The following is a 20,296-nucleotide window of genomic DNA, read 5'->3' as shown; positions in this document are numbered from 1 at the left end:
CTCTACCGCTCTCGTGAATCATCATCGGCCGCCCTCCGCAGCTGCCTCGCCGAGGGTCACCTCGACGGTCTTGGGGTTCTTGCCCTGGTCGTCGGTGTAAGTCACCTTGACCTTGTCGCCGGGCCGGTGCGAGCGCACCCCGGCGATCAGCGAATTACCCGAATCCACAATCTGATCATCGATTTTCGTGATGATCGCGTTCTTCGGAATGCCGGCCTTGGCGGCCGGGCCGTCGGGCGACACGTCCATCACGCGCGCGCCGTTGACGTCGTCCTGCGCCCGCACGGTCACCCCGATCTGGGCGTAGGTGGCCTTGCCGTTCTTGATCAGCTCGTCGGCCACCCGGCGCGCGGTGTCCACCGGAATGGCGAAGCCGAGGCCGATGGAGCCGCTCTGCGCGCCCGCCGACTCGGCGGTGCCCATGGTCGCGATGGCGGTATTGATGCCGATCAGCTTGCCGGTCATATCGACCAGCGCGCCGCCGGAGTTGCCCGGGTTGATGGCCGCGTCGGTCTGGATGGCGTCGATGACGGTGCCCTGCGCGCCCGGCTCACCGCTGGTGGAGACCGGGCGATTGAGCGAGGACACGATGCCGCTGGTCACGGTGCCCGCCAGGCCCAGCGGCGAACCGATCGCCACCACGCCCTGGCCGACCTGGAGATTCGCCGACTGGCCCAGGTCGATCGGCTGGAGACCGGTCTTGCCGGTGACCCGGATGACCGCGATGTCCGACACCGGATCCGCGCCCACCACGGTGGCCGGGGCGGTCGTGCCGTCACTGAAGGCCACATCCATCTTGGCGTTCTGGCCCGCGCCACTGACCACGTGGTTGTTGGTGAGGATCAGGCCGTCCGAGGACAGGATCACGCCCGACCCCTCACCCTCGGCCCGCGCGCCGGCGACCCGGATCATGACCACGCTGGGCAGCACCTTCTGCGCCACCGCCTGCACCGAACCTTCCGGCGCGGGCGCGGTCTTGCCATTGCCGACCGGCTGATCGAGCGCGTTGGTCACCATGGAGCGGGTGTCGTTGTGGTGGGTGGCCAGCGCGCCGACCGCGCCGCCGATGCCGCCGCTGAGCAGCGCCAGCACCACCGCACCCGCGACCAGACCGGCGCGCCCGGATCGCTTGGGCGCGGGCGCGCCCGCGTAGGGCATCCCCGGCGCGCCCGACATACCCGGCATGCCCGGGCCGCCCGGAATCACCTGTGTCGGATGTTGTCCGGTGGCGTACCCGGCCCCCGACGCCACGTACGCCTGTCCGTAGAGGCCGGCCGGAATCTCCTCGGTCGGATGCTTCCCGGCGCCGTACTGCGCCGAATAGGGCTGTGCCCCACCGAAAGCCGCGCCGTAGGCCGGGGCGCCCTGCGGCGCACCGTAACCCGCGCCGGGCAGGATCTGGGTCGCCGGATCCGCGCCGTAGGCGGGGCCGGGGCCCGGCCCCTGGGCGGCGCCGGGGGAAAAGGACTGCGCCGCACCGAATCCGGCGGGAGCCGCGGGTGCGGGGGTGGCCGATCCGGGGGCTGCGACCGGTCCGGCGGGGGCGGGATGGCCCGGCTGCGCCGGTGGCATCATTCCGCCGGGGGCGGGTGCGACCGGCTGCGGGGCCGCGGAGGCGGCGAAGCCGTCGAAGGGCTGGGATCCGGCCTCGGGGGTGGCGGAGCCTGCGGGGTCGCGCTTGGGCAGGCCGGAGGCGGTGGTATCCGGGGCGTCGCCTTCGGGCTCGGGGCCCTGCCCGCCAGCGGGGGATACTGTCGAATCCTCGGTCATTTCTCGTTTTCTCCTCGAGTCTCGTCGCCAAGCCTGGCGGTAACGACTGAGAGTGGACTGAGACCGTGCTTGCTTTTCGCCGAGCTTTCCGGCGCTCAGTCCGGCGCCGAGTCGGGCAGCGGCGGTGCGCCTTCTCCAGGCAGCACGATACGGATCAAAGCGCCGCCGCGGTCGGAAGTATCGATGTTGATGGTGCCACCGTGTTTGGTCACCACCTGCTTGACGATGGCCAGCCCGAGTCCGGAGCCGGGCATGGAGCGCGAGGCGGTGGTCCGGTAGAAGCGTTCGAACACCAGTTCCCGCTCGGCCGGCGGAATGCCGGGCCCGGCGTCGTCGACGGCGAACTCCAGCAGCCCGCGTCCGCTCTCGCGCATGGCGACGAAGACCTTGGCGCCCTCGGGGCTCCATTTGGCCGCATTGTCGAGCACATTGAGCAGTGCGCGTTCCAGTCCCGGTTCGTCGCCGTAGATGAACCAGGGGCGCAGCTCGGCGTCGAATTCGATTCCGGTGCGCCGCCGCCGGACTCGTTCCAGCGCCCGCTCGGCCACGTCGCCGAGGTCGATCTGCTCGTAGACGGTCTCGGGCGCGTCCTCGCGGGCCAGGTCGACCAGATCGCCGACCAGCGTGGACAACTCCTCGATCTGGGCCATCACGTCGGAGCGCAGTTCGGCCATGTCCTCGTCGGGGATGCGGGGCGCGCCCGGCCGGGAGGAGGCGATGAGCAGTTCCATATTGGTGCGCAAAGAGGTCAGTGGCGTCTTCAGCTCATGACCGGCGTCGGCGACCAATCGGCGCTGCCGTTCCCGGGATTCGCCCAGGGCCCGCAGCATGGTGTTGAAACTGTCGGTGAGCCGGGCGAGTTCGTCGTCGCCGGTGACCGGGATGGGGGTGAGGTCGTCGGTGCGGGCGATGCGCTCGGTGGCGGCGGTGAGCCGGGCGATGGGCCGCAAGCCGGTGCGGCCCACGGTGGTTCCGGCCGCCGCGGCCACGATGACCCCGCAGCCGCCGACCACGAACAGCAGCCAGGCCAGCCGGTCCAGCACCTCCTTGGTGGGCTGCAGCCGCTGCGAGACGACCAGGGTGGATCCGGAGTGGGTGCGCCGCGCCAGCACTCGCTGATCCTCGACGGTGCGCAGCGAGAAGCTGATCTCGCCGCGGGCCACCGCGCGCTCCTGATTGCCGATCGGCGGAAGCGTGGTCTGCGGGGGCACGTATTGCGACTGATCCGGGAAGACCAGGGCGACGCCGACATCGCTGGAGTACAGCCCGGCGAACACCAGCGACTGGAAACCGAGGCTGTCGAGGTTGTTGTCGATCATCACCGAAGCCCGCGCCCGCAGTTGCGAATCCACGTCCGCGTACAGCGAGCGCGCCACCATGGCGTAGGCGGCGATGGAGGTGAAGGCGACCGCGACGGCCACCACGGAGGCGGCCAGCAGCGTGACCCGCCAGCGCAGCGAGACCGACCGGGTCAGCGGCATGGGCGGCCGCAGTTCGGCCGACTCCGGACGCGACCCGAGTCCGGCGACCACCGGCCGCCGGGGAACGGTTCTTCCCACGAGCACGGCTCCTACGGCGGGGTCTCGCGCAGCACATAGCCGACGCCGCGCACGGTATGGATGAGACGCGGTTCACCGTCGGCCTCGGTCTTGCGGCGCAGATAGCCGATGTACACCTCGAGCGCATTGCCGGAGGTGGGGAAGTCGTAGCCCCACACCTCCTCCAGAATGCGACTGCGGGTGAGCACACGACGGGGGTTGGCCATCAGCATTTCCAGCAGCGAGAACTCGGTGCGGGTCAGGCTGATCTGGCGTTCTCCACGGGTGACCTCGCGGGTGACCGGATCCAGCGACAGGTCGGCGAAGGCCATGGCCTCCGAGAAGGCGTCGGCCGGATCGCCGGCGGTGCGGCGCAGCAGCGCGCGCAGCCGGGCCAGCAGTTCCTCCAGGGCGAAGGGCTTGGGTAGGTAGTCGTCGGCGCCGGCGTCCAGTCCGGCGACGCGTTCGGAAACCGAATCCCGTGCCGTGAGTACCAGAATCGGCAGATCGTCGCCGGTGCTGCGGAGCCGGCGGCACACCTCGAGCCCGTCGAGCCGGGGCATCATGACGTCCAGGACGAGGGCGTCGGGTCGCTGACTGGCGGTCTTCTCCAAGGCGTCCAGACCGTCGACCGCGAGGTCGACGGTGTACCCGTTGAAGGTCAGCGAGCGACGCAGCGATTCCCGGACCGCGCGGTCGTCGTCGACTACCAGAATGCGCATGGCAACCAGTCTGCCCACAGCGACTGAGAGGTGACTGAGAAGGTCCCCTTCGACACGCCGGACGAGTGAGGCAGATGACCTGCGCGTTTCACGGCGGGCCGACGCCAAGTGGTTGCGGTGTCACCCAAATTCGCGCGAAACCCGTTGCAGGAAGGCCGCATTCGGGAACTAAACCTCAAAGTCCTACGAATTGCCGTTGGACAGCTCACGCGGTATGTTGCAGGCCGTAAAAGAAGACCCTTAGTTGGTTCCGCGCGGGTTCGACCCCAAAGCCGTACAACCGCATACGTACCCGAGGGTCAATCGTGAAGCGGAGGCGACGGAAGCGGGATGGAAGCAGCACCCCGGTCCTGGCAATTCAGCCTGTCCAACTGGCCCGTTACCCGCAAGGTCGGGATCGTGCTGGTGCTCCCGGTGCTCCTCGCCGCGACCTTCGCGGTGCTGCGCATCAACAGCGAATTGCAGACCATTTCGAAACTGAGCGCGGCGAGCGAGCAGATGGACGTGCTCCGCCCCACGATCAAATTCCTCGTCACCAGCAACGAACTCGCGGTCGCCGCGATCATCGGCGGCAATCAGGACGTCGACCCCGACCTCGACGCCGCCACGGCCAAGTTCGATCAGGCCGAGGCGGAACTCGAAACAGTCCTCAAGTCCTCCAACGCCGATCCGGGTGTCACCAAGGAACTCGGCGCCTCCATCGCCGTCGCCAAGACCATGCGCAACAGCCTGCGCACCAGCTCCCCGCAGACCATCGGAGATCAGGTCGACGAGGTGCAGACCCGGGCGCAGAACGCGCTCGCGGGCGCGCCCACCGTCGGCGACCTCCGGGTGCAGCAGTCCTTCCTGCAGTTCGGTGCCGCCGAGACCGCCTCCCGCATGCTCACCCAGGAGCGGATCATGCTCGCCGCGCCCGGGGCGGGTTCCAATCCGGCGCTGCGGACCAAGCTGCTCACCGCCATCGGCGCCGAGATCACCATGATCGAGGTGTATCGCGGCATGGCGCCGGACGCGGCGCAGAACGCGAACACGCTGAAGGACAATGCCGGCGCGCGTGTCGGCATCCTGATGCAGAACGTGCCCGATCCGGGCAGCCTGCCGGCCATGCAGGACTCGTTGCGCGGCAGTGCCGACGCCTACGAGAAGGAAGTGTCCACGGTCGCGAACTCGATGGACTCCAAGCTGGCCGCGCTCACCACCGAGGCGCGCAACAACGTGCTGCGCGACACCTCCATCGTGATCGGCATGCTGCTGGCCGGTCTCGCGCTGGCGCTGGTGGTGGCCCGCTCGCTGGTCGTCCCGGTCCGCCGCCTGCGGCGAGACGCCTTGCAGGTGGCCCACATCGACCTGCCGCAGGAACTCGAGGTGGTGCGCGCCGGCGGCGCGACCCCGGAGATCTCGCCGGTCGACGTGCACACCACCGAGGAGATCGGGCAGCTGGCCCGAGCCGTCGACGACATCCACTCCCAGGCCCTCCACCTGGCCGCCGAACAGGCGCGACTGCGCCTGCAGATCGGCAACATGTTCGAAACCCTCTCGCGCCGCAGCCAATCCCTCGTGGAGCAGCAGCTGTCGCTGATCGAGGAGCTCGAACGCGACGAGGACGACTCCGAGCGCCTGCAATCGCTGTTCCGCCTCGACCACCTCGCCACCCGCATGCGCCGCAACGGCGACAACCTGCTGGTGCTGGCCGGAACCGCGCTGCGCCGTGGCCATCTCGCGCCGGTGCCGCTGTCGGACATGCTGTGGTCCTCGGTCTCCCAGGTGGAGGACTACCAGCGCGTGGAGATCGGCACCGTGCCCGACGGCATCGTCGCCGGTGAGCCCGCCGTCGACATCGAGCACCTGCTGGCCGAGCTGATCGACAACGCGCTGCGCTACTCCCCGCCCACCACCCCGGTGGCGGTATCGGTGGCGCGGGCCGTGGACGGCGGCTACCTGATCGAGATCACCGACCGCGGCCTCGGGATGAACGCCGAGGACCTGCAGGGCATCAACGACCGCCTGGCCTCCGGTGGCGAGGTCAATGTCGAGACCGCCCGCCGCATGGGTCTTTTCGTCGTCGGCCGCCTGGCCAAGCGGCACAACATCACCGTCAGCCTGCGCCGCACCTCCGCCATGGTGCAGCAGCCGGGCATCACCGGCAGCGTGCACCTGCCGGGCAGCCTGGTCTCGCCCGCGCCGGAGCGCGTCGGCGACCCCACCGGTCAGTACCCCGTCGCCTCCCCGTTGCCGGTGCCCCCGGCGGCCCTGGTCTCCGGCCCGATCGCGATGCCGTCCGGGCCGATTCCGGTACCGTCCGCCCCGATTCCGGCGTCCTCGGGCCCGATCACGGGCCCGCAGCCCGTGCAAGCCCCGCCGCGGCTGACCCCGGTGCCGAACCTGCCCGAGCCCGCCGCGGCCACCACCGCGCGTTTCACCAGTTCCGGCCTGCCGCAGCGCAAGCCGGGCCCCGACACCGGTGAGCACCCGATCGTTCCCACGTTCACCGAGGCGCCGCAGCCGGCGCAGGTGCAGGACCGGTTCTCCGACGGCTTCACCGACGCCTTCACCGAACCCGAGGACGCGCGCGCCTACAGCGTGTCCGCGCTGCGGCCGGAACCGGCTGCGCCGCAGCAGAGTCCCGCGCCGATGCACTACTGGGGCGAGGCGCGCACGCTCGAGCCGGAGCCGGCCCCCGAGTCCGTCTGGGTGCCCGAGACCGTCGCGCCCACCCCCGAGCCGCAGATCACGGAGCCGGCGCGGGGCTGGAATCCGAACGGGCCCGACACCGGCAGCTACTTCGGCAACGGGTACAGCGCCTTCGGCGACAACGATCGGCCCACGATCCCGGCCGCCGACACCAACGGCAGCACGAACGGCAGCGGGAGCACGAACGGCAACGCCGACACCATTGTTCGCGGCGACGAGGCCGCACCCGCCGCCGCGCGGCCGGTCGCTCCCCCGCCCGGCCTGCGGCCGGTCGGCGCGGCCCCGACCCCGATCTATCAGCGCATGGTGTCCGAGTGGCTGGTGGAACCGGCCGACGGGAACCAGGACGGCGCTGCATGGTCGTCGACTTCGGACAGCGGCTGGGCCGCGGCCGAAGAGGCGGCCAATCCGACCACAACCAGTCGCACCGAGGGCGGCCTGCCGATTCGGCGACCCGGCGCCCAGCTGGTGCCCGGTGCCGTCGCCCAGGAGGACGACGGCAGCGGCCGCAATCCGGACGAGATCCGCGACAGCCTCTCCAGGCATCTCAGCGGCGTCCGCTCCGGGCGGGCCGACTCCCAGTACAACGACGGAGGGCATGCATGACCGACACCCAGCGCACCACCACCGATGAGAATCTGAACTGGCTGGTCACCCGCTTCACCCGGGAGGTACCGGGCGTCTCGCACGCCGTCCTGGTCTCCGCGGACGGTCTGCTGCAGGCCACCAGCCCGCACCTGCCGGCCGACCGCGGTGAGCAGCTGGCCGCGGTGACCGCGGGTCTGGCCAGCCTGTCCGCCGGGGCCGCACAGCTTTTCGAGGGCGGCAAGGTGATGCAGTCCATCGTCGAGATGCAGCGCGGCTACCTGCTGGTCATGAGTGTCGGCAATGGCTCGCACCTGGCGGTGCTGGCCAACAAGCAGCACGACATCGGCCGCATCGGCTACGAAATGGCCCTACTGGTCGACCGGGTCGGGTCCGTGGTCTCGGCCACCGCCCGCACTGCCTAGATGAGCTGCGCATGACCAATCCCCTTGGCGGCGGCGGTAATCGGCCACCGACCACACGTGTTCGTCCCTACGCACTGACCTCCGGCCGCACCGAGCCGGCGGTGGAGCTACCGCTCGAGGCGGTCGTCGAAACCCTGTCCTACACCGCCCATTTCGACTGGCCGGCCGGTGACGTGCGCACCGAGATCCTGCGACTCGGTACGGCGCGGCTCTCGGTTGCCGAGATCGCGGCCCATCTGGGCCGCCCACTGGGTATGGTGCGGGTCGTGATCGGCGATCTCGTCGTCGCCGGAACCCTGCGTGTGCATTCGACTTTGAGCGATCAGGCGACCTTCGACGAGCGCCGGTCACTAATGGAGAGGACACTGCATGGACTCCGCGCCCTATGACGGCGGAGGCTACCCCGGTGGCCCGCACGGGGCCCCCGGGTACACAACCGGGCAGTTCCCGAACCTGGCGCTGCAGTACCCGCCACGACCGGGTGAGGAGTCCCGCACGGCGTCGACCAAGATCGTCGTAGCCGGCGGTTTCGGCGCCGGCAAGACGACCTTCGTGGGCGCGGTCTCGGAGATCGTGCCGCTGCGCACCGAGGCCATGGTGACCGGCTACTCCGACGGGGTCGACGACCTCGCCGCCACGCCGGGCAAGGAAACCACCACGGTGGCCATGGATTTCGGCCGCATCATCCTGCCCGGCAACCTGGTGCTGTACCTGTTCGGCACGCCCGGGCAGCGGCGGTTCTGGTTCATGTGGGACGACCTGATCCGCGGCGCCATCGGCGCGGTGGTGCTGGTCGACACCCGCCGCATCGAGGACAGCTTCGCGGCCGTGGACTTCTTCGAGGCCAAGTCGCTGCCGTTCCTGATCGCGGTCAACCGCTTCCCGGACGCGCCGCGCTTCCCGGTCACCGAGCTCCGTGAGGCGCTCAGCGTGCGCGAGGGCGTGCCGATCGTGGACATCGACGCGCGCGACCCGGCCGAGGTGCGCCGGGCACTGGCCGCCGTCACCGAGTACGCGATCGAACGGCTGACGGCCGCACAGCGCGAAACCGCGCAGCACGGTTAGCGGTTCGCGCGTCCAGGGTCGCAGCAGACGAAGACAGAGGTGTCGGGATGATCTACTTCTCCATGGGCTACTGGGTGCTGGCGCTGGCCTTGATCGTGTCGTTCGCGGGCGCGGCGTGCGGTCTGGCCTGCATTCGCCAGTCCACCAAGTCGGTGACCCAGCGGTTCCGGATCGTGTGGCTGTTCGTGGCGGCGGTGTCCATCGGCGGCGTCGGTGTCGCCATGCCGGTCTTCGTGTCGATGCTCGGCTTCGACGTGCGGGGCAGCCAGCTGCGCTACGACAACGTGTCCATCACCCTGTTCTCGGTGCTGTCGGCGGCCACCGTGTTCGCCGCGCTGCTCATCAACGGGCGGCGGCTGGTCTGGTGGCGGCTGCTGGTGGCGGCGGCCGTGATGGCCTTCGGTTTCGGTGACGTCCACCAGCTGCTGCTGGGCGCCATCCGGATTCAGGGCAGCGTCGATCGCAGCCTGGTGTCCTCGGTGGCGGTGTACGTGATCGCCTTCGTGCTCTCGGCGCTGATGCTGTGGTTCAGCCTGTGGGTCGCCTCGGTGCCGATGGTGCTGGCCGGCGCGGTGCTGTACGCGATCCTGGTGATCGGCATGCACTATGCCGGGCTGACCGGGCTCGAGGTGCACGTGGACCCGGCCGCGGCCACTCCGCACGGCAACGTGCTGTTCAACTTCTTCGTGCCGACCTTCATCATCGGCACGCTGTCGCTGGCGATTCCGATCACGGCCATTCTGGTCGCCCCGGACCGGCGTGCGGCGCGGACCCCGATGAGGACCGCGAATCCGCAGGCTGCGCACGGCACTTCGCTGCAGGCGGCCTCGCAGCAGGCCACGGCGCAGCAGGGTCCGCGGCGGCCGGAATCGGTGCGCTGAACGTTGTTTTCGCGGCGCGACCGTTCCTTCTCGGAGCGCGTGACGCGCGAGTGGGTCTCGGGCCGGGTCGATGCCGATCGACCCGGCTCGACTCGTCTCCGGATCAGCCTGCGGCCGCGGGCGGCTCGGCGGTGGCGGGATCGAGCAGGCCGAACAGTTCACCCTGCGGCGCGGCCATGATGGCCATCCGGCCGAAGGGTCCGTCGGTGGCGGACATGAGCACGGTCGCGCCCAGCTCCACGGCCCGGGTGAGGCCGGAGTCGATGCCCTCGAACTGGAACCAGGTCAGCCAGTAGGGCTGGGCGGCGGCCACGCCGTTGACGCTGTCGTCGTTGATGCCGCCGACCGACTCGGTCCCGCCGGGCGGGGTGAAGGTGGCGTAGCGCATGGCCTCGTCGTCGAATTCGGTGAAGGTGAAGCCGAAGACCTCGCCGTAGAAGGCCTTGGCGGCGGCGAAATCGCCGGTGTGCAGGTCGTTCCAGACGTAGGCGCCGTGTTCGTTGTACACCGCCGCGCCGTCGTGCGCGCGGGCCTGCCAGACCGCGAAGGGCGCGCCGGAGGCGTCGGCGGCCACGAACATGCGGCCGGACTCCAGCACGTCGAAGGCCGGCACCAGCAGGCTGCCGCCCGCCGCGGTCACCTGCTCGGCGGCCTTGTCGGCGTCGGCGACCGCGAGGTACGTGGTCCACACCGACGGCACCCCGGCCTCCGGCTTGGGCCCGATGCCCGCCACCGCGTGTCCGTCGCGCAGGGCCATGAGGTATCCCCCGGCGTCCTCGCCGCCGCCTTGCATGTCCCAGCCGAAGAGCGCGGCGTAGAATTCACCGGCCTTCGCCGGATCGTCGACCTGACAGTCGACCCAGCACGGTGTTCCCGGGGGCCAGGCCTCATTGCGTATCGGCATCGGTCATCACCTTTCCGCCTCTCCGCGACTTTCGCTCATAGCCGACCAGTCAACCACCGCAATCCGGCACAGTCGGCGTGTCCGCCGAATTACAGTGGGAACCATGCGTTTCGGGCTGGACTACGCCGCAGGTCGTCCCGCACCGAGTGCCATCAGGGCGGCCGGATACGACTTCGTCATCCGCTACCTGTCCGACGGCGGGCCCACCCTGCCGGGCAAGCTCCTCACTCCCGCCGAGGCGGACGGCCTGCGCGCACAGGGCATTTCCATCGTCTCCAACTGGGAGACCACCGCCGCCCGCATGCTCGACGGCTACGGCGCGGGCGTCACCGATGCGCGTGCCGCACTGGCCCAGGTGCTGCGGTGCGGGGGCCGGGCCGACCGGCCCATCTACTTCTCCGCCGATTTCGACGCCACCCCGCAGCAGCAGGTGCCCATCGACGCCTACCTGGACGGCGCGGCCAGCGTCATCGGACGCGCGAATGTCGGGATCTACGGCGGATATTGGCCGGTGAGCCGGGCGCTGGACAGCGGGACCGCGACCTGGGCGTGGCAGACGGTGGCCTGGTCCGGGGGGAATATCGATCCGCGTATCGCCCTCTATCAGACCGGCGAGCAGGTCACGGTCGACGGCGTGCAATGCGATGTGAACCAAACCGACCGAGCCGACTTCGGCCAGTGGGATGTGGAAACGGAGGAACCCGACTTGACTCCCGAACAGGACGAGGTGTTGCGCGACATCCAGACTCAGCTGCGCGGTCCCGGTCTGCAGGGCTGGCCGCAGCTGGGCACCGATGCCCAGGGCCGCGACCGGACGGTGGTGGACGGGCTGGCGGCGGCACTCGCGCAGATCGACGAACTGCGCACCGAGATCAGCGATCTGGAGACCACGACGGCCGAGCTCAAGGACGAGGTGGCGCGGCTGTCGGGTCAGCATCGCTGGCCGTTCCCCTTCTCGCTGGTGGAGGGTCCGGCCACGGCGATCGCCGATCAGCTGGCAAAGCTCGAGCAGTTGCTGCCCGGAGTGCCGCTGCCCGGCTGGGGCACCGGCCCGAACGACCATCCGGCCGCCGCGGAACAAGCTCCGGCGGAGCAGCAGCCGAAAGTGGTATCCGACAGTTGATTTGGCCGATTTGTCGGATTTATTCCAGCATACGGCCGGCGACCGACCGGACCGCATGTTATTGCGGAACAGTGCGTGAACTGGCGTGAAAGCGAGCCTGAACCGGCCCTGAAGTGGCGATGAGCGGGTTCTTCTGTGATCAGAAGAACCCGCCCTCAAGGCACGAGAATACCGTCGCCAGGCTACGAGTTCACAACTTCGGGGAAACTTTTTCGCACCCACGCCACATTCGGACGACCGAGCGCGGTAGGGGCAACACCCGAGCAGATGCCCGGTGGGACAGCAACTTCGGGGCTATTGTCCGGATCGTCCGATCAGGCCGCGCTCCACCGCCCGCGCGAGCCGGCGCGGCACCCGGTACACCACTCCCCCGACCTCGACCGGAATCAGATCCGGCGGAGTCGCCTTCCACTGCGAGCGCCGGCTGCGGGTATTGGCCCGCGACATTCTGCCCTTCGGAACGGCCATGGTCAGTTCTCCTCATCCCTGGTCGAATTGCGATTGCCGCGAACGCGTTTGCCGTAGCGGCGCTCGAACTTCTCCACGCGGCCCGCGGTGTCGAGCACACGCTGATTCCCGGTCCAGAACGGATGCGAATCCGAGGTCACATCGACCACCAGCAGCGGGTAGGTATTGCCGTCCTCCCACTCGATGGTGCGAGTGGACACCGCGGTGGAACGGGTCAGGAAGCACTTTCCGGTGCTCACGTCCTGGAAGACCACCGGATGGTAGTCGGGGTGAATTCCCTGTTTCATCACTTCACCTTTCGTTGTTGCGCGTGGCGCCGTCCCCGGCGCTGGGCACGGATCGGGTTGTGTCACATGGCTCTTCGTGCTGATCGCCGAACGGGTCCGCCCACAGCGCGACCCGTTCGGGCGCGAAGCGCACCTGCCGCAGTTCGTCCTCGTCCACCAGCGCCCAGTGCAGCGCGTGGCGGACCTCCTCGGGATCGGCGTCGGCGACCAGGATCACCAGCGAGGTGTGGCGGTCGCCGAAGTGCTCGTGCCAGCGCAGCGAGGCCAGCGCGCGCCGCTCCGGATCCACCTCGTCCAGTTCCCCGGATGCCATGGCCGCCAGCCACTTCCCGGCGCCGCCGACCCGCAGCCCGCCGCCCGCCGACTCCAGCCACACCACCTCGTCCGGCTGGGTGGCCAGCCACACCCGGCCCCGGGCACTCACCACGCCGTCCAGCAGCACGTCGATGGCCGAGTGCAGCCGATCGGGGTGAAAGGGGCGGTCGGTGGCGAATTCCACCAGTGCCACACCGCAATCCGGCTCCAGCGGCGGACCGCCGGCCAGCAGCGGGGCGTGCGGATCGAAGGGTGCGCCGCGGCGCGCGTCCGCGGGTACCCGGCGCAGCAGCCAGGTCAGGTCGTCGGCACCCAGGGCGGGCGGCCCGGCCATCCAGGCGACCGGGGCGCGCGGGGCCAGCCGGGCCAGCACTGCGGCGGTGCGCTCGCGGTCCAGCAGATCGGCGTCGCCGTCGAAAACCACCAGGGCATCGGCGAATTCGACCTGGCCGACGGCCAGCTGCGCCACCGTGCGCTCGTCCTCCGCGGTGGCGTGGCCGCGCTCGGACAGCGTCTCGTCGCCGATGGCGTCGGCCAGCCAGTCGCGGGCGTCGACACAGGTGAGGACGGTGTCGACGCGCACGCTGCGCCCGGCCGGGCCGTCGACCCGGCCGACCACGCCGGTCACCGTCACGTCGGCGATGGCCTGGCACACCGCCTCCGCCTCGAAGGCCGGATCCAGCGCGAGCACGATGCGCCGCACCGAATCCCGCTCGGCCAGCAGGCACAGGTAGGGCAGCAGGTCGGCGCGCAAGGTGCAGGAGACGCAGCCGTGCGCGAGTTCCAGCACGGTCGTGGTCTCCCGGCCGTCGATGCGGACGATGCGCCGCACCACGCCCTGGCGTAGCTCGCTCAGGTCGTGCCGGACCACGACCGTTCCGGGCTTCCCGCCCAGCAGGCGGGCGGCCTGCTCGACACCCTCGGCGGCGCGCCCGGGGAGTCCCGCGAGGACGAGCACGGGCTTGCGTTGGGACGGCACCGGTCCCCCTTTCGACAATGATTTTCAATTACCGAGGACCGAGGGTACCGTGGAATAGATTCGTTGTCGAAAACGATTGTCATGTACATCTACCACTGGAAGGGGTGCCCATGTCGGCCATCTGCCAGGTCACCGGCCGCAAGCCGGGCTTCGGCAAGTCCGTATCGCACTCGCACAAGCGGACCAACCGGCGCTGGGACCCCAATATCCAGCGCAAGACCTACTACCTGCCCAGCGAGGACCGGCGCATCACGCTGACCGTCTCCACCAAGGGCATCAAGACCATCGACCGCGACGGCATCGAGGCAGTGGTAGCCCGGCTGCGTGCCCGCGGCGAGAAGATCTGAAAGGGAGAACAATGGCATCGAAATCGACCGACATCCGGCCCGTCGTCAAGCTGAAGTCCACGGCCGGGACCGGCTACACCTACGTCACCCGCAAGAACCGGCGCAACGATCCCGACCGGATGATCCTGAAGAAGTACGACCCGGTCGCCCGCAGGCACGTCGACTTCCGTGAGGACCGGTGACGTGGCCAAGAAATCGAAGATCGCCAAGAACGAAGCGCGCAAACTCGTCGTGGCACGGTGGGCGCAGCGGCGCGCGGAATTGAAGGAGATCATCCGCAAACCGGCGAGCAGCGACACCGAACGGGCGGCCGCTCAGGCCGCCCTGCAGAAGCTGCCGCGGGATGCCAGTCCGGTACGATTGCGCAATCGGGACGCCGCGGACGGACGCCCGCGTGGTCATCTCCGCAAGTTCGGTCTCTCGCGTGTGCGCGTTCGCGCGATGGCCCATCGAGGAGAGCTGCCCGGTGTGCACAAATCGAGCTGGTAAGCATCCACGATTCGTGAGTGAGGAACCGCTGACATGGCAGTGAAGCGAGCACCGTCGAAGAAGGTCCGTGCCGAGCAGGCCCGTCGCCCGAAGAAGAATCCCCTCATCGCCGCCGGCGTCGAGACCGTCGACTACAAGGATGTGAACCTGCTCCGCACGTTCATCTCCGACCGTGGCAAGATCCGCAGCCGCCGTGTGACGGGGCTGACCCCGCAGCAGCAGCGCCAGGTCGCCGTCGCGGTCAAGAACGCCCGCGAGATGGCGCTGCTCCCCTTCACGAGCCGCTAGCGATCGCCTGAAACGACGAAAAGAAAAGAGGCTCCGATGCTTTCGCATCGGAGCCTCTTTCTTTGATCCCGAAATCCTTGGCGGAGCGCCGATTACGGGATGGTCAGCACCTGGCCGGGCTGGATGAGGTCGGGGTTGTCGATGCCGCTGGCGTTGGCGATCTCCTGGTAGCGGTTGCCGTCGCCGTAGAAGCGCTCGGCGATGGCCCACAGGGTGTCACCCGGCTCGACGGTGTAGGTCTGGGCGGCGGGCGGCGGCGGGGGCACGTCCTCGACGACCGCGGCGGGCTGGGCCTGGACCGGCTCCGGTGCGGGGAGCGGGTTGTCGGTGTTGGTGCCCGACGACCAGACGGCGCCTTCGGGGCCATACAGCACCACATTGCGGTCGGGCTGGACGACCAGACGGTCCACGTTCTTGCCATTGGTCTCGGTGGACCAGGCGGCGCCGTCCTCCTTGTAGAGAACGAAGTTGCCGTCGTCTTGCAGGGTGGCCCGGACGACGCCCTGGCCGTTGGTGCCGGTGGCCCACACGACATTGCCGCTCGGTTCGGACAGCACCAGGTTGCCATCATCTTGCAGAGTCAGGGTGTAGGCACCGCCTTGCAGCGCCTCTCCACGACCGAGTTCTTCGCCGACCTTCAACGAGTCGCCCACGGTGCGTCCTTTCGGGAGGGGGGATCATGAGATAAGCCGATGGCGCGGAACTGCATTCGCACATCGGTCACGACACTACCGATCGCGCGCCGGTCACCGCACGGTTACGCGCCGGTTCTGCGAAGATTTCGGCGTGTCTTCGCCAGAAATTCGCCAGGGGGCCGAAACCGGCGCGCGCGCCTGCCGTGCGGTCGCGGACACTAGGGTGTCAGCCATGTACGGGACACGGGGACGCCGCCTGATCGCTGCCGCCGCAGCCACTCTGATCGGGCTCACCATCACGGCGTGCGGAAGCACGGAGAGCAACGGCGACCAATCGAAGACCGGCGCCGCCGCGACCAGCACCAAGACCACGCCCACCGAGGCGCCCAACGGGCAGATCGGACGGGCTTTCACGGCGGATCCGAGTATCGTGAGCCCACACGGCATTTCGTTCGACAGCTGGACCCGGGTCGCACCCGACCGGATCGCGGTCAACTTCCAGACCGGCTCCCCCGAGTGCTACGGCGTGAACGCCACCGTCACCGAAACCTCCTCGACCGTCACCGTCGACCTGAAGTCCGGCACCCTGCCCGACGCGGTCGGCAAGATGTGCACCATGATCGCCGTCTTCGGCACCCTCGAAATCCAGCTGAAGTCCCCGCTGGGTGATCGAAAAGTCCTCAGCGCCACCTAGTTTCCCGGCGCTGCGGCGGAGGCGGTCCATGCACGCGACAGGGGCCCGGATCGATGTGCGATCCGGGCCCCTGCCCCGATGTTGTTGCCCCGCTGCACGACTCGCGTCAGCAGGGCGCATCCTCAGTGCGCGAAGTGCCGGGAACCGGTCAGGTACAAGGTCACTCCGGCCTCACGGCACAGCTCGATGGTGTCCTTGTCACGGATCGAACCACCCGGATGCACGATGGCGCGCACGCCGGCGGCCACCAGGATCTGCGGGCCGTCCGAGAACGGGAAGAACGCGTCCGAGGCCGCCACCGAACCCTTGGCGCGGTCACCGGCCCGCTCCACCGCCAGCTTGCAGGAGTCGACCCGGTTGACCTGACCCATGCCGACGCCGACGGCCGCGCCGTCATCGGCCAGCAGGATGGCGTTGGACTTCACGGCGCGGCACGCGCGCCAGGCGAATTCGAGATCGCGCAGGGTGGCCTCGTCGGCGGCCTCACCCGCGGCCAGCGTCCAGTTGGCGGCGCTGTCACCCGCGGCGTCGAGGATGTCGCGCTCCTGCAGCAGCACACCGCCACTGACCGGACGCAGCTCCGCACCCTTGCGCTGGGCCGGCTCGGCCACCAGCACACGCACGTTCTTCTTGCGCTGCAACACCTCGACCGCGCCATTGGCGTAGGACGGGGCCACGATGACCTCGGTGAAGATGTCGGCGACCTGCTCGGCCATCTCCACGGAGACCTCGCGGTTGGCCGCGATCACGCCGCCGTACGCGGAGACCGGGTCGGTGGCGTGCGCCTTGCGGTGCGCCTCGGCGATATCCGCGCCGACCGCGATGCCGCACGGGTTGGCGTGCTTGATGACCGCCACGGCCGGCTCGTCGAAGTCGTAGGCGGCGCGCCAGGCGGCGTCGGCGTCGGTGTAGTTGTTGTACGACATCTCCTTGCCGTGCAACTGCTGCGCCTGCGCCAGCCCGACCGGGCCACCCTGGTTGGTGTACAGCGCGGCCGCCTGATGCGGGTTCTCGCCGTAGCGCAGCACATCCGCGCGCTGCCAGGTGCCGCCGATCCACTCCGGGAACTGCTGCGCGTCTTCGGGTTCCGGCGCGACGGCCGGGACCGCCACACTGGTCATCCAGCTGGCGACGGCCACATCGTAGGTGGCGGTGTGCTGGAAAGCCTTGGCGGCCAACGCGGTCCGCTCGGCCAGGGTGAAACCGCCCTGCTGCACGGCGGCGATCACGTCGGCGTAGTCACCGGTGTTCACCACGACCGCGACCGACGGGTGGTTCTTGGCGGCGGCGCGCACCATGGACGGCCCGCCGATGTCGATCTGCTCGACGCACTCGTCGACGCTCGCGCCGGACGCGACCGTCTGGGTGAACGGGTACAGGTTCACTACGACGAGCTGGAAGGCCTCGACACCCAGCTCGACGAGCTGGTCGACGTGCTCCTCCTTGCGGGTGTCGGCCAGGATGCCGGCGTGCACCCGCGGGTGCAGCGTCTTGACCCGGCCGTCCAGGGTCTCCGGGAAACCGGTCAGGTCTTCGACCTTGGTGACCGGAATGCCGGCGTCGGCGATCTTGCCGGCGGTCGAGCCGGTCGACACCAGCTCCACGCCCGCACTGTGCAGACCGGTGGCCAGTTCGATCAGACCGGTCTTGTCGTAGACGCTTACGAGGGCCCGCTTGATCGGCTTGCGTTCACTCACCGGAGAACTCGCTCATCTGGGATAACTGCCTTTCGTCCATCGGAGACAATGCCTCGGGTAGCGACAGCGGCGACGACCTCCGCCAGCAGCCGGCGCTCCACGACCTTGATGCGCTCGTGCAGGGTGTCCTCGTCGTCATCGGGCAGCACCGTGACCGCCTCCTGCGCCAGGATCGGCCCGGTGTCGACACCCGTGTCGACCAGATGCACGGTGGAACCGGTCACCCGCACGCCGTAGGCGAGCGCGTCCCGCACCCCGTGCGCGCCCGGGAAGGCGGGCAACAGCGCGGGATGGGTATTGATGATGCGACCGCCGAAACGGTCCATGAAAGCGGGGCCGAGAATCTTCATGAAGCCCGCGGACACCACCAGATCGGGTTCGAAGGCGGCGACCACCTCGGTGAGCGCGACATCCCACGCGGCGCGGTCCGGGAAATCGCGCAGCGCGACCTTGAACGACGAGACATCGAAGGCCGCGGCGTGCTCGGTGGCGGCGCAATCGCGATCCACCCCGACGGCGACCACAGTGGCCGGATAACCCGGCTGCTGCGTCGCTTCCAGCAGCGAACGCAACAGGGATCCGGTGCCGGAAGCCAGCACCACGACGCTCGCGGGCGCGGTCGGCGGCAGCTGCGGGGCGGGCGTGGACGTCAGCGCACTACTCCCTGTCGATCGGAGCGGGATGGGGACGGCGGAAACGAACCCGCCGCCTCAAGCCTAACGACCGTCCACTTGCTACTTGTCCGGCAGGTCTCCCTCTACCACTTCCGCGTCGACGATGTCGGGGTTGTCGGTGGATTTCACAGCGGCCGCGGCGGCGTACTCGTCCTGGTCGTCGACCAGTTCGGCGTCGAGGGCGCCGTCGAGATCCTCGTCGCCGTACCAGCCGCCCTCGTCGTCGAAATCCTCGTCGTAGTCGTCGTACTCGTCATCGTCGTACTCGTCATCGTCGTAGTCGTCGTCCGCGTACTCGGCGTCGTCGTCCGCGTAGTAGTAGTCGTCCTCGTAGTCATCGTCATAGGCGTCGTCGAAGGCCGCCGGGGCCACCACGGCCGGGCCGCCGAAGAACCGGGCGCCCAGCATGCCCACGTATCCGGCGACGGCCAGCCAGACGAACACCAGCGCCGCGCCCACCGCGTTCGGCGCGATCCGGCCGAAGGTGCCCAGCTCGCCCCCGGCCACCACACCCAGCAGCGCCACCACGACGGCCGCCACCCCGGCGGCGGTCAGCGTCGCCCAGGGCGCGGTCGCCCGATCATGCGAGGTGCGTCCGCACTCCAGGCCCGACAGCACCCCGATCGCCGCGGGCGCGAGGAGCAGCACCAGCCACCACACCGCCACCGGACCCGACGGCACCGCGGCCGCCACCGGCACCGCGGGTACCGGCGCGCCCTGAATCGCGAACAGGCTCAACGATCCCGGGCCGATCTGTACCTGGCCGCCGGCCAGCACGCTCACCGCGTCGACCGCGACATTCGGCAGGTAGGCCAGCGACAGCAGCGTCAAACCCAGTGCGCCGACCGCGTTTCCGGCCGCATGGTAGGTGTCGCCGAGGCGGGACCAGTGCAGCAGGAACGACACCACGGTCACCGCGGTCGCCGCCAGCAGCAGGCGGCCCACTGCCCGCAGCCCCGTCCGGAAACCGGGAACCACCCAGTCCGGCAAGGGAATCGGCAGCAGATCGGCGAAGTCGCGCCAGCGTCGCGCACCGATGCCCACGAGCGCCGCCAGTAGATTCAGCCCGAGCACCCAGGCGAAGGCGGCCAGGGTGTCCGGCGGCTGCAGCGACACCACCGCCGCCGCGTCCTCGGCCACCGCGAGGCACACCGCGGTGATCAGCAGCGGGCCGCCCACCGCGGCGCCCAGCACCCAGCCCAGCTCGGCGGTCTCGCACTCGGGCCCGGCCGCCTGCGCGCTGTCCCGCGCCACCAGCCACAGCATCAGCAGGGTCGGCAGCAGCGGCCACAGCCCGATCCCGGTCTTGCCGATCACCAGCGGAACCTGGTGCACCGCAAGCCAGCTCGCGGCGATCGCGCCCGACGAACCGCTCATCCCGCTGCCCGCCGCGAACAGGGTGGCGTACACCAGGCCGAAGATCACCAGCAGCGTGATGGCCGAGGCGCGCGCGGCGACCAGCATCAGCACCCGGGCGCGTTCCGGGGTCAGCGATCCGAAACCCCCGCCGCCCCCGACGCGCCGCCGGACCGGGGGCCGCGGCGGCTCCCGGAGATCGGGATCGCTCAGGCGAGCCAGGGCAGTTCTGGGGGCATTCATGGACATCCAGCGTGGCAGCATCTCGGAAACCGTGGGGTCAGGCGCGCCGGAACGACCGGCGCGCTGGCAAAAGAGAACGGCCCCCGGTCACATACCGGAGGCCGCTCCTGACGGGAGGCG

Annotated in this window: 22 protein-coding genes; 11 read left to right on the top strand and 11 right to left on the bottom strand. The window is 69.5% G+C overall.

The annotated features are described in order from the left end of the window. Positions 1-21 precede the first annotated feature (21 nt). From ACWEKS_RS21640 to ACWEKS_RS21630, 3 genes are all read right to left on the bottom strand, one after another. Complete coding sequence (locus ACWEKS_RS21640; RefSeq protein ID WP_452341737.1) at positions 22-1,770, bottom strand: trypsin-like peptidase domain-containing protein; 1,749 nt, start codon at positions 1,768-1,770, stop codon at positions 22-24. Positions 1,771-1,865: 95 nt separating this feature from the next. Beyond that, complete coding sequence (locus tag ACWEKS_RS21635) at positions 1,866-3,251, bottom strand: HAMP domain-containing sensor histidine kinase (protein WP_364614579.1); 1,386 nt, start codon at positions 3,249-3,251, stop codon at positions 1,866-1,868. Between the two features lie 89 nt (positions 3,252-3,340). Beyond that, positions 3,341-4,030, bottom strand: a complete 690-nt coding sequence (locus ACWEKS_RS21630) for a response regulator transcription factor (protein WP_354836271.1) — start codon at positions 4,028-4,030, stop codon at positions 3,341-3,343. A gap of 330 nt (positions 4,031-4,360) precedes the next feature. Here ACWEKS_RS21630 and ACWEKS_RS21625 point away from each other — a divergent pair, with 330 nt between their 5' ends. From ACWEKS_RS21625 to ACWEKS_RS21605, 5 genes are read left to right on the top strand one after another with little or no spacing between them, the layout of a single operon-like run. Continuing rightward, a complete protein-coding gene (locus ACWEKS_RS21625; protein ID WP_452341736.1) occupies positions 4,361-7,327 on the top strand; it encodes an ATP-binding protein in 2,967 nt (988 codons plus the stop codon). Then, the gene (locus ACWEKS_RS21620; RefSeq protein ID WP_154789962.1) at positions 7,324-7,731 is read left to right on the top strand and encodes a roadblock/LC7 domain-containing protein; all 408 of its coding nucleotides are present in this window, start codon (positions 7,324-7,326) and stop codon (positions 7,729-7,731) included. Before ACWEKS_RS21625 ends, ACWEKS_RS21620 begins: the two co-directional genes overlap by 4 nt. An 11-nt stretch (positions 7,732-7,742) precedes the next feature. After that, a complete protein-coding gene (locus ACWEKS_RS21615) occupies positions 7,743-8,120 on the top strand; it encodes a DUF742 domain-containing protein (RefSeq protein WP_040812792.1) in 378 nt (125 codons plus the stop codon). Next, positions 8,101-8,796 (top strand): GTP-binding protein, encoded by a 696-nt coding sequence (locus tag ACWEKS_RS21610; RefSeq protein ID WP_354836276.1) that lies wholly within the window; start codon positions 8,101-8,103, stop codon positions 8,794-8,796. Before ACWEKS_RS21615 ends, ACWEKS_RS21610 begins: the two co-directional genes overlap by 20 nt. A gap of 47 nt (positions 8,797-8,843) precedes the next feature. Then, entirely contained in the window at positions 8,844-9,677 is an 834-nt protein-coding gene (locus tag ACWEKS_RS21605) for an MHYT domain-containing protein (protein WP_452341735.1), read from the top strand. A gap of 103 nt (positions 9,678-9,780) precedes the next feature. On the opposite strand, the gene ACWEKS_RS21600 is transcribed toward ACWEKS_RS21605, so the two are convergent. Then, entirely contained in the window at positions 9,781-10,581 is an 801-nt protein-coding gene (locus ACWEKS_RS21600) for a VOC family protein (protein WP_452341734.1), read from the bottom strand. A gap of 103 nt (positions 10,582-10,684) precedes the next feature. Between ACWEKS_RS21600 and ACWEKS_RS21595 the strand changes: the two genes are divergently transcribed. Beyond that, positions 10,685-11,704: a DUF1906 domain-containing protein gene (locus ACWEKS_RS21595; RefSeq protein WP_452341733.1), complete on the top strand. Its 1,020-nt coding sequence runs from the start codon at positions 10,685-10,687 to the stop codon at positions 11,702-11,704. 294 nt (positions 11,705-11,998) lie between these two features. Here the strand turns inward: ACWEKS_RS21595 and rpmF are convergent, their stop codons facing one another. Genes rpmF through mrf form a run of 3 tightly spaced genes read right to left on the bottom strand, consistent with a single transcriptional unit; the run spans position 11,999 to position 13,753 of the window. Next, positions 11,999-12,172, bottom strand: coding sequence for a 50S ribosomal protein L32 (rpmF, locus tag ACWEKS_RS21590; protein ID WP_452341732.1), 174 nt, complete (start codon positions 12,170-12,172; stop codon positions 11,999-12,001). Between the two features lie 2 nt (positions 12,173-12,174). Next, the gene (locus ACWEKS_RS21585; protein ID WP_354836286.1) at positions 12,175-12,459 is read right to left on the bottom strand and encodes a type B 50S ribosomal protein L31; all 285 of its coding nucleotides are present in this window, start codon (positions 12,457-12,459) and stop codon (positions 12,175-12,177) included. A 4-nt stretch (positions 12,460-12,463) separates the two neighbouring features. Continuing rightward, on the bottom strand, positions 12,464-13,753 hold the full coding sequence (gene mrf / locus ACWEKS_RS21580; RefSeq protein WP_452341731.1) for a ribosome hibernation factor-recruiting GTPase MRF: 1,290 nt from the start codon (positions 13,751-13,753) through the stop codon (positions 12,464-12,466). A gap of 110 nt (positions 13,754-13,863) precedes the next feature. Here mrf and rpmB point away from each other — a divergent pair, with 110 nt between their 5' ends. The 4 genes from rpmB to rpsR are packed head-to-tail and all read left to right on the top strand — an operon-like array spanning position 13,864 to position 14,877. Next, positions 13,864-14,100 (top strand): 50S ribosomal protein L28, encoded by a 237-nt coding sequence (gene rpmB, locus ACWEKS_RS21575; protein WP_354836567.1) that lies wholly within the window; start codon positions 13,864-13,866, stop codon positions 14,098-14,100. An 11-nt stretch (positions 14,101-14,111) separates the two neighbouring features. After that, positions 14,112-14,282 (top strand): 50S ribosomal protein L33, encoded by a 171-nt coding sequence (gene rpmG / locus ACWEKS_RS21570; RefSeq protein ID WP_354836290.1) that lies wholly within the window; start codon positions 14,112-14,114, stop codon positions 14,280-14,282. Position 14,283: 1 nt separating this feature from the next. Beyond that, complete coding sequence (gene rpsN / locus ACWEKS_RS21565; protein ID WP_354836292.1) at positions 14,284-14,589, top strand: 30S ribosomal protein S14; 306 nt, start codon at positions 14,284-14,286, stop codon at positions 14,587-14,589. 33 nt (positions 14,590-14,622) lie between these two features. Then, a complete protein-coding gene (rpsR, locus tag ACWEKS_RS21560; RefSeq protein WP_040695439.1) occupies positions 14,623-14,877 on the top strand; it encodes a 30S ribosomal protein S18 in 255 nt (84 codons plus the stop codon). Between the two features lie 92 nt (positions 14,878-14,969). Here the strand turns inward: rpsR and ACWEKS_RS21555 are convergent, their stop codons facing one another. Further along, a complete protein-coding gene (locus ACWEKS_RS21555; protein ID WP_452341730.1) occupies positions 14,970-15,530 on the bottom strand; it encodes a LysM peptidoglycan-binding domain-containing protein in 561 nt (186 codons plus the stop codon). Positions 15,531-15,744: 214 nt separating this feature from the next. Between ACWEKS_RS21555 and ACWEKS_RS21550 the strand changes: the two genes are divergently transcribed. Further along, on the top strand, positions 15,745-16,206 hold the full coding sequence (locus ACWEKS_RS21550) for a hypothetical protein (RefSeq protein ID WP_452341729.1): 462 nt from the start codon (positions 15,745-15,747) through the stop codon (positions 16,204-16,206). Between the two features lie 122 nt (positions 16,207-16,328). Here the strand turns inward: ACWEKS_RS21550 and purH are convergent, their stop codons facing one another. The 3 genes from purH to ACWEKS_RS21535 form a co-directional block, all read right to left on the bottom strand. Further along, entirely contained in the window at positions 16,329-17,903 is a 1,575-nt protein-coding gene (gene purH / locus ACWEKS_RS21545; RefSeq protein ID WP_452341728.1) for a bifunctional phosphoribosylaminoimidazolecarboxamide formyltransferase/IMP cyclohydrolase, read from the bottom strand. Further along, positions 17,900-18,532 carry a phosphoribosylglycinamide formyltransferase gene (gene purN / locus ACWEKS_RS21540; RefSeq protein ID WP_354836569.1) on the bottom strand — a complete coding sequence of 211 codons (633 nt, stop codon included), beginning with the start codon at positions 18,530-18,532 and terminating at the stop codon, positions 17,900-17,902. Before purN ends, purH begins: the two co-directional genes overlap by 4 nt. 105 nt (positions 18,533-18,637) lie before the next feature. Then, complete coding sequence (locus ACWEKS_RS21535) at positions 18,638-20,176, bottom strand: cell division protein PerM (RefSeq protein ID WP_452341727.1); 1,539 nt, start codon at positions 20,174-20,176, stop codon at positions 18,638-18,640. Positions 20,177-20,296: the final 120 nt, after the last annotated feature.

This window comes from Nocardia sp. NPDC004711, assembly GCF_053601595.1.
Note: the sequence above shows the minus strand (reverse complement) of the source record. Positions and strands in the feature narration are given on the sequence as shown.